Annotated in this window: 12 protein-coding genes; 10 read left to right on the top strand and 2 right to left on the bottom strand. The window is 67.9% G+C overall.

Features of this window, described 5'->3' with window-relative positions; all coding sequences use genetic code 11:
* From OF850_RS03595 to OF850_RS03550, 10 genes are all read left to right on the top strand, one after another.
* Positions 1 to 894, top strand: a complete 894-nt coding sequence (locus tag OF850_RS03595; RefSeq protein WP_301588382.1) for a branched-chain amino acid ABC transporter permease — start codon at positions 1 to 3, stop codon at positions 892 to 894.
* Between the two features lie 60 nt (positions 895 to 954).
* Complete coding sequence (locus OF850_RS03590) at positions 955 to 1,968, top strand: branched-chain amino acid ABC transporter permease (protein ID WP_456313631.1); 1,014 nt, start codon at positions 955 to 957, stop codon at positions 1,966 to 1,968.
* Positions 1,969 to 1,992: 24 nt separating this feature from the next.
* Positions 1,993 to 3,270 (top strand): ABC transporter substrate-binding protein, encoded by a 1,278-nt coding sequence (locus OF850_RS03585; protein WP_301588379.1) that lies wholly within the window; start codon positions 1,993 to 1,995, stop codon positions 3,268 to 3,270.
* Positions 3,271 to 3,273: 3 nt separating this feature from the next.
* Positions 3,274 to 4,068 (top strand): ABC transporter ATP-binding protein, encoded by a 795-nt coding sequence (locus tag OF850_RS03580; protein WP_301588377.1) that lies wholly within the window; start codon positions 3,274 to 3,276, stop codon positions 4,066 to 4,068.
* Positions 4,065 to 5,600: an AMP-binding protein gene (locus tag OF850_RS03575; RefSeq protein ID WP_301588375.1), complete on the top strand. Its 1,536-nt coding sequence runs from the start codon at positions 4,065 to 4,067 to the stop codon at positions 5,598 to 5,600. The genes OF850_RS03580 and OF850_RS03575 overlap by 4 nt, the downstream gene beginning before the upstream one ends.
* On the top strand, positions 5,597 to 6,769 hold the full coding sequence (locus tag OF850_RS03570) for an isovaleryl-CoA dehydrogenase (RefSeq protein WP_301588374.1): 1,173 nt from the start codon (positions 5,597 to 5,599) through the stop codon (positions 6,767 to 6,769). Before OF850_RS03575 ends, OF850_RS03570 begins: the two co-directional genes overlap by 4 nt.
* A gap of 60 nt (positions 6,770 to 6,829) precedes the next feature.
* Positions 6,830 to 8,371 carry a carboxyl transferase domain-containing protein gene (locus tag OF850_RS03565; protein WP_301588854.1) on the top strand — a complete coding sequence of 514 codons (1,542 nt, stop codon included), beginning with the start codon at positions 6,830 to 6,832 and terminating at the stop codon, positions 8,369 to 8,371.
* Positions 8,372 to 8,376: 5 nt separating this feature from the next.
* Complete coding sequence (locus tag OF850_RS03560) at positions 8,377 to 10,266, top strand: acetyl/propionyl/methylcrotonyl-CoA carboxylase subunit alpha (RefSeq protein WP_301588373.1); 1,890 nt, start codon at positions 8,377 to 8,379, stop codon at positions 10,264 to 10,266.
* A 124-nt stretch (positions 10,267 to 10,390) separates the two neighbouring features.
* Positions 10,391 to 11,869, top strand: a complete 1,479-nt coding sequence (locus OF850_RS03555; protein ID WP_301588372.1) for a L,D-transpeptidase family protein — start codon at positions 10,391 to 10,393, stop codon at positions 11,867 to 11,869.
* 7 nt (positions 11,870 to 11,876) lie between these two features.
* Positions 11,877 to 12,452, top strand: coding sequence for a DUF882 domain-containing protein (locus OF850_RS03550; RefSeq protein ID WP_301588370.1), 576 nt, complete (start codon positions 11,877 to 11,879; stop codon positions 12,450 to 12,452).
* Positions 12,453 to 12,456: 4 nt separating this feature from the next.
* On the opposite strand, the gene OF850_RS03545 is transcribed toward OF850_RS03550, so the two are convergent.
* A complete protein-coding gene (locus OF850_RS03545) occupies positions 12,457 to 12,669 on the bottom strand; it encodes a PsiF family protein (RefSeq protein ID WP_301588369.1) in 213 nt (70 codons plus the stop codon).
* A 62-nt stretch (positions 12,670 to 12,731) separates the two neighbouring features.
* The gene (locus OF850_RS03540) at positions 12,732 to 13,394 is read right to left on the bottom strand and encodes a TVP38/TMEM64 family protein (RefSeq protein ID WP_301588853.1); all 663 of its coding nucleotides are present in this window, start codon (positions 13,392 to 13,394) and stop codon (positions 12,732 to 12,734) included.
* Between the last annotated feature and the right edge of the window lie 2 nt (positions 13,395 to 13,396).

Raw genomic sequence — 13,396 nt, 5'->3', positions numbered from 1 at the left:
ATGGAATGGGCACTTCTCTTCCAACTGCTGATCAACGGCCTGATCGTGGGCGCGCTTTATGGCGTTGTCGCGATGTCCTTCGTGCTGATCTACAAGGCCTCGCAGGTTGTGAACTTCGCCCAGGGCGAGTTCCTGCTGGTCGGTGCCTGGGCCTGCTGGTGGCTCATCACGCACATGCAGCTTCCCTTCTGGCTGGCCTTTCCCATGTGCCTCGCCTTCATGACGATCTTCGGGATCGTGCTGCAAGTCACGGTGCTGCGGCCTTTGATCGGTGAGCCCGTGATCTCCGTCATCATGGCGACGGTGGGGTTGTCCATCTTCTTCCAGGCGCTGATGAAGTGGATGTTCGGTGTCTTCGCCCAGCCATTCCCGCCCATCTTCGCTGCGGACCGCGTCTCGTTGCTCGGGCTCGAGGTACAAAGCGTCTACCTGCTCTCGCTCGGCCTTTCGGTATTCATCATGCTGGGCTTCTGGTGGTTCTTCACCTTCTCGAAGCACGGGCTCGCCATGCGCGCGACGGCCTTCGACCAACAGGTCGCGCAGTCGCTTGGCGTGTCGGTGCCCAAAGTCTTTGCCATGTCCTGGGCGATCAGCGCCGTCGTCTCGGCCGTGGCCGGTGTGGTTGTCGGCGTGGTGTCCGGCGTGTCCTCCGGCTTGTCGTTCTATGGCATCAAGGTCTTCCCGGCCGTCATCCTCGGCGGGCTGGATTCCATTGTGGGCGCCATGCTCGGCGGAATCATCGTCGGCGTGCTGGAGAACCTGGCGCAGTACCTCGACGCGCAGTGGCTGAACTGGGGCAACATGATCAACATCGCCCCCTTCTATGCGCTGGTGCTGATCCTGCTGATCAAGCCATACGGCCTGTTCGGCACGCGCAATATCGAGCGGGTCTGAGCCATGGCGGCGGCCAGCCAGCTTCCGAGCGGCGATTTTCGCACCTCCTATGCCGCGGACATGACAATCTTTCCCACGCGCAACTCGCGTATCGCGCTCTGGATCGGGTTGGCGCTGCTCTGCCTCGCGCCGCTTGTGTTCGGGCGATACGAGCTGTCATTGCTGATCCAGATCGGCTTCCTCGGCATCGCGGCGCTGGGCCTCAACATCCTGGTCGGTTTCACGGGACAGATCTCCATCGGCCACGCGGCCTTTTTCGGCTTTGGCGCGTTCGCGTCGGCCGGTTTCGCGAAGCTGGGCGTTCCGGTGGCGCTGGCCATTCCACTGGCGGGCATTGTCACCGCGTTTGTCGGCCTCGTCTTCGGCCTGCCGGCCGCTCGACTGAAGGGTCTCTACCTCGCCATCGCGACGCTGGCGGCACAGTTCATCCTGGAGGACTTCTTTGCCCGTGCCCGGTGGTTCTCTGGCGGGGTCGCGGGGCAGGTGACCGAGAATTTTTCGCTCTTCGGCTTCCGCTTCGACCGCGAGGAGACGTATTTCTACGTCGTGCTCGCCTGGGCCGTGATCATGTACGTGATGGCCGCGAACCTCATGCGGTCGCGGGACGGGCGTGCCCTGGTCGCCGTGCGAGACCACTATCTTTCGGCGGAGGTGATGGGGATCAACCTCGCCTATTACCGCACCCTGTCTTTCGGCATCGCCTCCTTCTACGCGGGCATCGGTGGCGCGCTCTACGCGCACTACATCCTGTTCGTGAGCGTCGAGGCATTCAACATCCTCTTCTCCATCCAGTTCCTCGCCATGGTCATCATCGGTGGGTTGGGTTCGGTCATGGGCTCGCTGATGGGCGCGGCCTTCATGGTGCTGATGCCCGAAGCGGTGCAGAGCGCGGCGCAGGCGCTGCAGGGCGGTGCGCTGGACCGGGCGCTGAACCTCGGCAACTCGCTGAACTTCCTGCGCGAGATGGCGATCGGCGCCGCCATCATCCTATTCCTGATCTTCGAGCCTGACGGGCTGGCCCGGCGATGGCGGTTGATCAAGGCCTATTGGAAGCTTTACCCCTACTCACACTAAGCAAGAAATCCGGAGGACACGTCCATGAAGAAGACCCTTCTCGCGGCCGCGCTGGCCTTGGGGGCGAGCCCCGCGCTGGCGCAGGCGCCCATCCAGGTTGGGCATATCGCGGATTACTCGGGCGCAACCTCGGATGTCGGCGTGCCCTACGGGCGCGGCGTGCAGGATGCGCTGGCCTGGGTGAACGCCAATCGCCGCGTCGGCGGTCGTCCGATGAACGTGATGACGGTGGATTACGGCTACCAGGCGCCGCGCGCCATCAGCCAGTACCAGTCCTGGATGGGCCGTGAGCGTCCGGTCGCGATTCAGGGCTGGGGCACGGTGGACACCGAGGCGCTGATCACCTTCAACACGCGCGACCGCGTTCCCTACATCTCCGGCTCCTATTCCGCCGCGCTGACCGACCCGACGGGACGTGCCCCACGCGCCGACAAGGCCGCACCGTTCAACTTCTTCTACGGTCCTTCCTACAGCGACGCATTGCGCGCCATGCTGATGTGGGCACGCGACGACTGGCAGCGGCGCGGCCAGCAAGGGCGGCCGAAATACGTCCACATGGGCGCCAACCATCCCTATCCGAACTCGCCCAAGGCGGCGGGCGAGGCCCTGGCGCAGGAACTCGGCTTCGAGGTGCTGCCCGCCATCCAGTTCGCGCTGACGCCGGGTGACTACACCGCCCAGTGCCTCACGCTGCGGAATCAGGGCGCGAACTACGCCTATCTCGGCAACACCGCCGGCTCCAACATTTCCGTCCTGCGGGCGTGCCAGACGGTGGGCGTGCAGGCGCAGTTTCTCGGCAATGTGTGGGGAATGGATGAGAACGCGATGAAGGCCGCCGGTGCCGCGGCGAATGGCGTAGTCTTCCCTGTACGCACCGCGGCAGTCTGGGGCCAGGATGCGCCTGGCATGAACCAGGTCCGTGCCATCTCGCGTATGAGCGACCAGGCGGGCAATGCCTACCGTCCTGTGCACTACCTCGCCGGGGTCTGCGCGGCGATGCTGATGGTCGAGGCGATGGAGACGGCGGCGGCCAATGGTGGCCAGATCACCGGGGAACGCATCCGCGATGGCTTCTATGCCCGGCGCGATTGGGTGCCCGAAGGATTCCAGGGAGTCTGCGCGCCCTCCAACTTCTCGAACGAGGACCATCGCGGCACGCTCGCCGTCGCGCTCTACCGCTCGGTGGTGCAGGGCGACACGACCCAGGCCAGCGTGGATGAACTGATGCGCAACGGCACCATGCGGCTGGAGCCGGTGACGACGGTCAATCTCGAGCGCCGCCGCGACTGGCTGGGCTGGTAAGCGATGACGGGCCCGCTGCTCCAGGTCAACAACATCGAGGTCGTCTACAACGACGTCATCCTGGTGCTTCGGGGCCTTTCGCTGGAAGTGCCGCAGGGCGAGATCGTCGCCCTGCTCGGCGCCAATGGCGCGGGCAAGTCCACCACGCTCAAGGCGATCTCCGGCCTGCTCCGCACGGAGGAGGGCGAGGTCACGAGGGGCGAGATCCGCTTCCTGGGCGACCGGATCAACGGCATCGAGGCGCATGACATCGTCCGGCGCGGCATCTTCCAGGTGATGGAGGGACGCCGCATTGTCGCCGACATGACGTGCCAGGAGAATCTTCGTCTCGGCGCCTTCACGCGTTCCGATGGCGCGGTGAAGCGCGACATCGACATGGTGTATTCCTACTTCCCGCGTTTGAGGGAGCGGACGGGCCTCGCGGGCTACCTCTCGGGTGGGGAACAGCAGATGCTTGCCATCGGCCGCGCCCTGATGGCGCAGCCTAAGCTGATCCTGATGGACGAACCTTCCATGGGGCTCTCGCCGCTCCTGGTGAAGGAGGTGTTCGGCATCATCCGCAAGCTGAACCGAGACCTCGGCATCACCATCCTGCTTGTGGAGCAGAATGCGCGGATGGCGCTCTCCGTGGCCTCTTATGGCTACGTCATGGAGCAGGGCAAAGTGGTGCTGGACGGCACCGCGGCCTCGCTGATGGACAACGAGGATGTGAAGGAGTTCTACCTCGGCGGCCACGGCGCGGATCGCAAGTCCTTCAAGAACATCAAGAGCTACAAGCGGCGCAAGCGTTGGCTGTGACCTCCTACGAAGCCTGGCGCCGTGATTTCCGGTGGGACATCCCGGAACGGTTCAACATCGCCCGGGCCTGCTGCGACCGTTGGGCGGATGGCACGGGACGCGTCGCCCTGCTGCGTCCGGACGGGTCGCGAGTCACCTTCGACGAGTTGCTGCAGCAGGCCTCACGCATGGCGAATGTCCTCCTTGCCCATGGCATCTTGCCGGGGGACCGCGTCGGGGTGCTGCTGCCGCAAGCGGTCGAGACGGCGGTGGCGCATATCGCGATCTACCGCATCGGTGCGATTGCCGTGCCGCTGTTCGGGCTGTTCGGCGCGGATGCCATCGCCTATCGCCTCGCGGACTGCGATGCGCGCGCCGTCGTCACGGACGGGGAGGGACTCCAGAAGCTTCCAACGGGTCCGCTGGTGTTCAGCATCGGGCCGGGCGCCCTGGACATGCGGGCCGCCATGGAGCGCGCGAGCGACCGTCACGAATGCGCAGAGACCTCGGCCGAGGACCCTGCGCTGATCATCTACACCAGCGGCACGACCGGCTCCCCCAAGGGAGCGCTTCATGCGCACCGGGTGCTGCTTGGCCATCTGCCGGGGGTGGAGATGCCGCAGGACCTCTTCCCCCAGCCCGGCGACCTGTTCTGGACCCCGGCTGACTGGGCCTGGATCGGCGGGCTGCTGGACGTGCTGCTGCCCAGCCTGTTCCACGGCGTTGCAGTGATGGCGCACCGCATGGCCAAGTTCGACCCGGAGGAAGCGTTCCACCTGGTTGCCCGCCAGGGCATCCGCAACTTGTTCCTGCCGCCCACCGCGCTGCGCCTCATGCGGCAAGTGCCTGACCCGGCGCGGCTCGGGGCGCGGCCCCGTTCCATCGGTTCGGGTGGCGAGACACTGGGCGCGGAGATGCTGGAATGGGGGAGGGAGGCCTTCGGGGTTTCGATCAACGAGTTCTACGGCCAGACCGAGTGCAACCTCGTCGTCTCCTCATGCGGCGTCCTTTTCCCGCCGAAGCCGGGCTGGGCGGGCCGCGCCGTGCCAGGGCACGAGCTTGCCATCGTGGAGGGCGAGATCGCGGTCCGCTCGCCCGATCCCGTCATGTTCCTGGGCTATTGGAAGCGGCCCGGTGACACCGCGGCCAAGTTCCGCGACGGATGGCTCATGACCGGCGATGCCGGCGAGATGGACGCTGACGGCTTCATCCGCTTTCTCGGTCGCGCCGACGATGTCATCACCTCCGCCGGCTACCGGATCGGCCCTGGCGAGGTCGAGGACTGCCTAATGCGGCACGAGGCCGTGGCCGCCGCCGCCGTGATCGGCATTCCCGACCCTATGCGGACCGAGGCGGTGGCCGCGGCGGTCGTCCTGCGCGCCGGCCATCCCGGCAGCCCGGAATTGGAGGCAGCCCTCCAGGCCCATGTCCGGACCCGCCTTGCCGGCCATCTTTATCCCCGCCACATCCGCTTCGTCGCGGAGTTGCCGCAGACAGCGACAGGCAAGATCATGCGGCGCACCCTGCGCGAGAACTGGAACAGGCTGCCATGATCCCGAACACGCCACCCGGACTGGACTTTGCCCTGGGCGAACCCGTCGAGGCCCTGCGCGACACGGTGCGCGGCTTCAGCGACCAGCGCATCGCGCCGCTCGCCGCAGAGATCGACCGCACCGACGAGTTCCCGCGCCACCTTTGGCCGGAGATGGGCGCGCTCGGCCTGCATGGCATCACCGCCAGCGAGGAGCATGGCGGCGCCGGAATGGGGTACCTCGCCCATTGCGTGGCGATGGAGGAGGTCAGCCGCGCCTCGGCCAGCATCGGCCTGTCCTATGGAGCGCACAGCAATCTGTGCGTCAACCAGATCGAGCGGAATGGGACGGAGGCGCAGAAGGCCCGCTACCTTCCCAAGCTGATCAGCGGCGATCACCTCGGCGCGCTGGCGATGAGCGAGCCGGGCGCGGGCTCGGACGTCGTCTCCATGAAGCTGCGGGCGGAGAAGCGCGGCGACCGCTACGTGCTGAACGGCACGAAGCTCTGGATCACCAACGCCCACTACGCCGAAACGATCATCGTCTATGCCAAGACGGAGCCGGAGGCCGGTCCGAAGGGCATCACCGCCTTCATCGTCGAGCGCGGCTTCAAGGGTTTCACCCCGGCGCAGAAGCTGGACAAGCTTGGCATGCGTGGCTCGCCCACCTCGGAACTCGTCTTCGAGAACTGCGAGGTGCCGGAGGAGAACGTGCTGGGCGCCGTGAATGGCGGTGTGCGGGTGCTCATGTCCGGGCTTGACTATGAGCGGGCGGTGCTGGCGGCGGGGCCGCTCGGCATCATGCAGGCCTGCCTGGACGTGGTGGTGCCTTATATCCATCAGCGACAGCAATTCGGCAGCCCGATCGGCGAGTTCCAGTTCATCCAGGGCAAGGTCGCCGACATGTACACACGGCTCAATGCGGCGCGCGCCTATGTCTACGCCGTGGCCCGTGCCTGCGACGCCGGCAAGACGACACGCAAGGACGCAGCCGGCGCCATCCTCTTCGCGGCGGAGGAGGCGACACGCGCCGCGCTGGATGCGATCCAGATCCTCGGGGGCAATGGCTACATCAACGACTACCCGACCGGCCGCCTCCTGCGCGATGCCAAGCTCTACGAGATCGGTGCCGGGACCAGCGAGATCCGCCGCCTTCTGATCGGACGCGAGATCTTCCGGGAGACGGCGTAGGTGCGCATCGCATCCAAGCTGAACCTTCGGACCGAGGAATCTCGCGCCAACCGCGCCCGCATGGACGCGCTGCTGGCGGAACTTTCCTCCCGGACCGCGCGCGCCGCGCTGGGTGGACCAGAGGCGGCGCGACAGAAGCACCTGTCACGCGGCAAGCTCTTGCCTCGCGCGCGGGTCGAGAACCTGCTCGATCCCGGCGCTCCATTCCTGGAACTGAGTCCGCTCGCAGCGAATGGCCTTTATGGCGATGAGGTGCCGGGAGCTGGGCTTGTCACGGGGCTGGGCATGGTGTCGGGTCGGCTTTGCGTGGTCGTCGCGAACGACGCCACCGTGAAGGGCGGGACCTATTTTCCGCTGACGGTGAAGAAGCACCTTCGCGCCCAGGAGGTCGCGCGGGAGAACCGCCTGCCTTGCCTCTACCTCGTGGATTCGGGCGGAGCCAACCTCCCGAACCAGGACGAGATCTTCCCTGATCGCGAGCATTTCGGCCGCATCTTCTTCAACCAAGCCAACATGTCGGCCGAGGGAATCCCACAGATCGCCGCTGTCATGGGCTCCTGCACCGCGGGCGGCGCCTATGTCCCCGCCATGTGCGACGAGGCAGTGATCGTCCGCAACCAGGGCACGATCTTCCTTGGCGGCCCGCCTTTGGTGAAGGCCGCAACCGGGGAGGTGGTGAGCGCCGAGGATCTCGGCGGGGGCGACGTGCACACCCGCCTGTCTGGGGTCGCCGACCATCTGGCCGAGGATGACCACCACGCCCTTGCGCTGCTGCGGCGCATCGTCGGTAACCTCAACGCGCCGAAGCCGCATGCGCCCCCGCGCGTCGCTGGGCCACCCGCCTACGACCCGGCCGAACTGCACGGTCTGGTTCCCAGCGACGTGCGGCAGCCAGTGCCGGCGCGCGAGATCATCGCGCGCATCGTGGACCGGTCCGAGCTGGACGAATTCAAGCCGCGCTACGGCACGACTCTCGTCACAGGCTTCGCGCATCTCTGGGGCATGCCTGTGGGCATCCTCGCGAATGACGGAATCCTGTTCAGCGAGAGTGCGCAGAAGGGTGCGCATTTCATCGAACTTTGCTGCCAGCGCGGCATCCCGCTGCTGTTCCTGCAGAACATCGCCGGCTTCATGGTGGGGCGGAAATATGAGACGGGCGGCATCGCCAAGGATGGCGCGAAGCTGGTCACCGCCGTCGCCACTGCCTCGGTGCCCAAGCTGACGCTGATCACCGGCGGATCCTTTGGCGCGGGGAACTATGGCATGTGCGGCCGCGCCTATTCGCCGCGCTTCCTTTTCACCTGGCCCAACTCGCGCATCTCCGTCATGGGCGGCGAGCAGGCGGCGAGCGTCCTCGCCACGCTTCGGCGCGACAACCTGGAGGCCGCCGGCAAGTCCTGGAGCGCGGAGGAGGAGGAGACCTTCAAGGCTCCGATCCGCGACAAGTACGAGCGCGAGGGAGATCCCTACCATGCCACGGCGCGGCTCTGGGATGACGGCATCATTCCGCCTGCCCTCAGCCGGGACGTGCTGGGCCTTGCGCTGCACGCAGCGATGCACGAGCCCGGTGAGCGTCGCGCCGCACCACTCTTTCGGATGTGAGCGCCATGTTCCGCACCCTGCTCATCGCCAATCGCGGCGAGATCGCCGTCCGCATCACCCGCACCGCGCGGCGCCTCGGTTGCCGGGTCATCGCCTTGTATTCGGAAGCCGACCGCCACGCGCTGCATGTAGAAGTGGCAGACGAGGCGCACTGCATCGGCCCCGCCCCCGCAGCGGAATCCTACCTGCGTGCCGAGGCGATACTGGAGGTGGCGCGCCGCACCGGCGCCGACGCGATCCATCCGGGCTACGGCTTCCTCAGCGAGAACGCCGCTTTCGCCGAGGCCTGCGCCGCAGCCGGCATCACCTTCGTCGGACCGGGCCCGGGGGCGATCCGGGCCATGGGTTCCAAGGCAGAAAGCAAGCGCCTGATGGTGGCGGCCGGCGTGCCGACCGTGCCCGGCTACCATGGCGAGGACCAATCGGACGCGGTGCTCGAAGCCGAGGCGCGGCGGATCGGCTTTCCCGTGCTGATCAAGGCGAGCGCCGGCGGGGGCGGGAAGGGGATGCGCCCCGCCCAGCGACCCGAGGATTTCGTCGCTGAGCTGGCGGGAGCCCGGCGCGAGGCGGAAGCCGCCTTCGGCGATGCGCGCGTCCTGCTGGAACGCTACCTCGCTCGGCCGCGCCACGTGGAGGTGCAGGTGTTGGGCGACACCCATGGCCGCATCGTCCACCTCCACACGCGGGATTGCTCGGTGCAGCGGCGCCATCAGAAGGTGCTGGAGGAAGCGCCTGCGCCGGCCCTGCCCGAGGCTCTGCGCGACAGGCTGCACGAGGCGGCGGTGAACGCCGCGCGCGCCGTGGGCTACGTGAATGCCGGAACGGTGGAATTCATCGTGGAGGCCGACGAGGCCTATTTCCTGGAGATGAACACGCGCCTCCAGGTCGAGCATCCGGTCACCGAGATGGTAACCGGCCTCGACCTCGTGGAATGGCAATTGCGCGTTGCGTCTGGTGACACCTTGCCTTCCGACCTCCCTCCGGCGCCGAAAGGCCACGCGGTCGAGGTGCGTCTTTACGCCGAGGACGCGGCCCAGGATTTCCGGCCCTCCACCGGACAAATCGCGCGGCTGGAGGTGCCCGAAGGGAAGGGGCTGCGGCTGGATGCGGGGTTCCGCACCGGTGACGCCGTCACCTCCTTCTATGACCCGATGCTGGCCAAGCTGATCGCCTGGGGCGAGGATCGCGATGCTGCCCTGGACCGCCTCGCTGAGGCGCTGGAGGCGGCGTCGCTAGAAGGCTTCGCCACGAACCTCCCTTTCCTCCGCCGCTTGGCACGGCATCCCGCGTTGCGTGCACTGGAGCTGGACACGGGGTTCATCACCCGCCACGCGGAGGCATTGCTGGCCGCCCAGCGCCCGATGCCTGCGCCTCTCCTCGCCGCCGCGCTGGCATGGCCCCGGGCGCGGGAGGTGTCAGGACCGTGGAACCGGCAGGACGGGTTCCGGCTCCAGGGCGTGGCGGAGCGGGTAGAGCACTGGTCGGACGGGATTGCCACCCATGCTCTTACCGTGCGGCGCTCGCCCTCCGGTGTGATGCTGGACGGCGTGGCGCCTGACGCATCGGGCGCCCGACTTACGGTAGAGGGCGACGTCCTGCGGGTCATCCGGCCCGGTGAGGCCTGGCGCCTGGAGCTTGTCGAGACGCCCAGCTCCGGCTCCGAAGCCGGGGATGCCGGGACCTTGCTCGCGCCCATCCCCGGCCGGCTGGTGCAATTGCTGGTTGCGGCCGGCGACAAGGTCGCGGAGGGCCAGCTCCTAGCGGTCATGGAAGCGATGAAGACGGAACTGAAGTTCCACGCGCCCTTTGCCGGCCGGATCGAAGCCGTGCCCCATGCGCCGGGCGATGCGGTTGAAGAGGGCGAGGCATTGGTGCTGCTGACCCCCGCTGCCTGAGGTCGAGCGTATGGCGATGAGGCAAGACGGGCTTTCACGGATTGCCCGTCCTGCAAGGTTCGGGCGATGGATGAGGGCTTACCCGCGCTTTGCGCCGCGCCGGCGAGGCGTGTAGAACCGGCCCATGGATCGTCGCCATTTCCTGGCCGCCGTCGCGGCGCTCGGCGCTGCCTCGGGGCACGCCCGTGCACAGACGCGCGCCATCGCGGCAAGCCCGGAAGCCCTTGCGCGCTTGGCCGAGCGGCTGCTGCGCGTCGAGGAGGACGGGCTGGACCCGCGCTGGTACGATCTTGGCCCGGCGACCCTGTCCGATCCAGCCGCCATCCTGCGCGCAGCCGGAATGGTCATGACGGACCTCCTGCATGGGCGCGCGGGCGTCCCAGCCGGACGTGTGGACCTGAGGCGTGATACGGCGGCGCACCCGCTCGGGCCATGGCTGGCGCAGATCACACAATCCGCCGAGCCGGTCGAGGCGCTGGACCGTGCTGCCCAGGCAGGGCCGGAGGTCGCGGCGCTGAAGGCGGGCCTCGCTGCTGCCCGTGCCCGCGCGCTGCGCCCGCTTCCCGCCGTTCCCAGCGCGGGTGGCACGTTGGAGCCGGGTGCCCTCGACGCTGCCCGAGTGCCGGCCCTGCGCGCGCGCCTCGCTGCGACCGATCCCCAGCTTGCCGCCCACCCCGGCACCGGCGAGGAGTTCAACGAGGCGCTGGTCGCCGCGGTGCGCCGCTTCCAGAGCGACGCGGGGCTGGAGGCCGATGGTCGTGTCGGCGCCCTGACCTTCGCCGCGCTCAATCGCTCGCCGCAGCATCAGGTCGACCAGATCAGGGTCGCGCTCGACATGCGGCGCGGCCTTGCTCCCGCGCTACGCGAACGCCGCATCGAGGTGAACGTCCCCGATTACCGCCTCCTGGTGCTGGAAGAGGAGCGGGTGCTGATGGACATGGCCGTGGTGGTGGGCCGGCCCGCCCGCGCCACGCCGATGATCGTGACGCGCTTGACCGCCGTGCAGTTCAACCCGCCCTGGGGCGTGCCGCAGCGCCTCGCGAAGGAGGACATGCTTCCGCGCCTCCGGCGCGACCCGCAATCCCTCGCGCAGCGCGGCATCCGCATCTTCCGCTGGATTGAAGGCGAGCTGACGGAAATCGACCCGATGACGGTGGACTGGCGCTCCGTCCACCCCGACCGCTTCCCCTTCATCCTCCGTCAGGACGCGGGCGACCTGAATGCCCTCGGCCGGCTGAAATTCATCATGCCGAACGGGGACGACATCTTCCTGCATGACACGCCGGAGCGGCAGTATTTCCGCCGCCCCGACCGAGCCTTCTCATCGGGCTGCATCCGGCTGGAGCGCCCGATGGATTTCCTGACGCTGCTCCTGGACGGCATGCCCGGCTGGGATCGCGAGCGGGCAGACCGCATGCTGGCCTCCCGCGCCACCTCCGTCGCCTCGCTGAGGCGACAGCTACCCATCCGCCTTCATTATTCGACCGTCACGGTCGCGGGGAGGGATGTCCGGATCCGTCCGGACATTTATGGGCTCGACCAGGCCTATGCGCGCGCAATGGAAAGCCGCGCTCCCCGCGTTCCGGTGGCGGCGCGGAGCTAGACACACCATGCGACTCTTTCACGATACCTGCCCGGCCTGCCGGGACGGCGTGGCGTGCGACGCCGTTCCCCGTCGCGTGATGCTGGGCGCCGCCTTCGGCCTGCTGACCGCCCCGGCCATGGCGCAGAGCGTCGCCTCGGGCACGCGCTCCATCGCCGTGCGCCGCGTCCAGACCGGCGACTCCTTCCGGGGCGTCTACTGGCGCGACGGCCGCTATGACCGCGACGCCCTGCACCGCCTTGACGAGGTGCTGCGCGACCCTGGCCTGGACGAAGCAACGCCCATGGACCCGCGCCTGTTCGACGTGCTCCATCAGGTGCAGCGTCGCCTGGGCTCGGACGACATGTGGGACGTGATCAGCGCCTACCGGGCCCCCGAAAGCAACGCGGCCCGCGCCCGGGAATCCCGTCGCGTGTCACGCGTCTCGCTGCACATGTCCGGCATGGCCTTGGATTGCCGGCTTCCCGGCCGCGATTCCATGGGAATTGCGCGCGCCGCGGCCGACATGCAGACCGGCGGTGTCGGGCTGTATCGGCGCGACGGCTTCGTGCATCTCGACTGCGGTCCCGTGCGCCGCTGGTAGCGGCTCACATCGGCTGCTGCGTCGCCCCGCTGGCCTGGCCGCGCAGGCAGGTCCGCATGAAGCCCTGACGCTGCTCGCCGGAAAGGCTGCGGCTCTTCGCCTCGGCGTTGCAGCTTCGCATCCTTTCCTGCTGCGCCCTTTGCGCTGGGCTGGGCTGCCGTGTCTCGGCCAGGGCGGGCGCTGCAACCAGCAGAAGAATGGGAAGAAGGCGGAGCATCCTGCATCCTTGCGAAAGTGGGAGGACATTCGCATGGCGCCGGTGGCTGGCCAAGAGGGCTTTCAACGCCGCTCGAGCCACCGTCGCAGCGGGATGCCCAGCAGCACCACCAGAGCGAGGCCGCACAGCGCCAGGATCAGCCCGGGCGTCAGGACGCGCCCGCCCTCCAGCGCGTCGCCCAGGCCGGAACCGGCCAGCGCGAAGGCGAAGGTGGCCGGAACGACGCCCAGCGCGGTCGCCCCGAGAAAGACCGGGAGCCGCATGCCGGCGAGGGGCGGCAGCAGGTTCACCAGCACGAAGGGAAAGAGCGGCACGAGGCGCAGCGCCAGCAGAACGAGGAAGCCGTCCTGCCGCAACAAGGCTGCGAGCCGAGCGCCGCGCTCGCCTAGGCTTTCCAGCCCATCCGCGCCCAAGATCCGCCGGGCCAGCAGGAAGACCAGCGCCGCGCCGAGAGTCGCGCCGGTCGCGGCCAGCGCGGTGCCGGGGAGTGGCCCGAACAGGAAGCCGCTGGTGAGCGTCATCACCGTCGCGCCCGGAAGCGAGAGCGCCACAACCGCAACATAGGCGCCGAGAAACAGCAGCGCGGCCAGGATGGGCCGTTGCTCCACCAGCGCCAGCAGCCCCGTCTGGTGCTGGCGTAGCTTTTCCAGCGAAAGCGCGTCGCCCAGCGGAGAAAGGCGCAGCGCCACGAGCAGCAGCACTAGCGCCGCCGCGGCGAGGAGCATGC

The organism is Sabulicella glaciei (genome assembly GCF_026183895.1).
GTDB lineage: Bacteria > Pseudomonadota > Alphaproteobacteria > Acetobacterales > Acetobacteraceae > Roseococcus > Roseococcus glaciei.
Note: the sequence above shows the minus strand (reverse complement) of the source record. Positions and strands in the feature narration are given on the sequence as shown.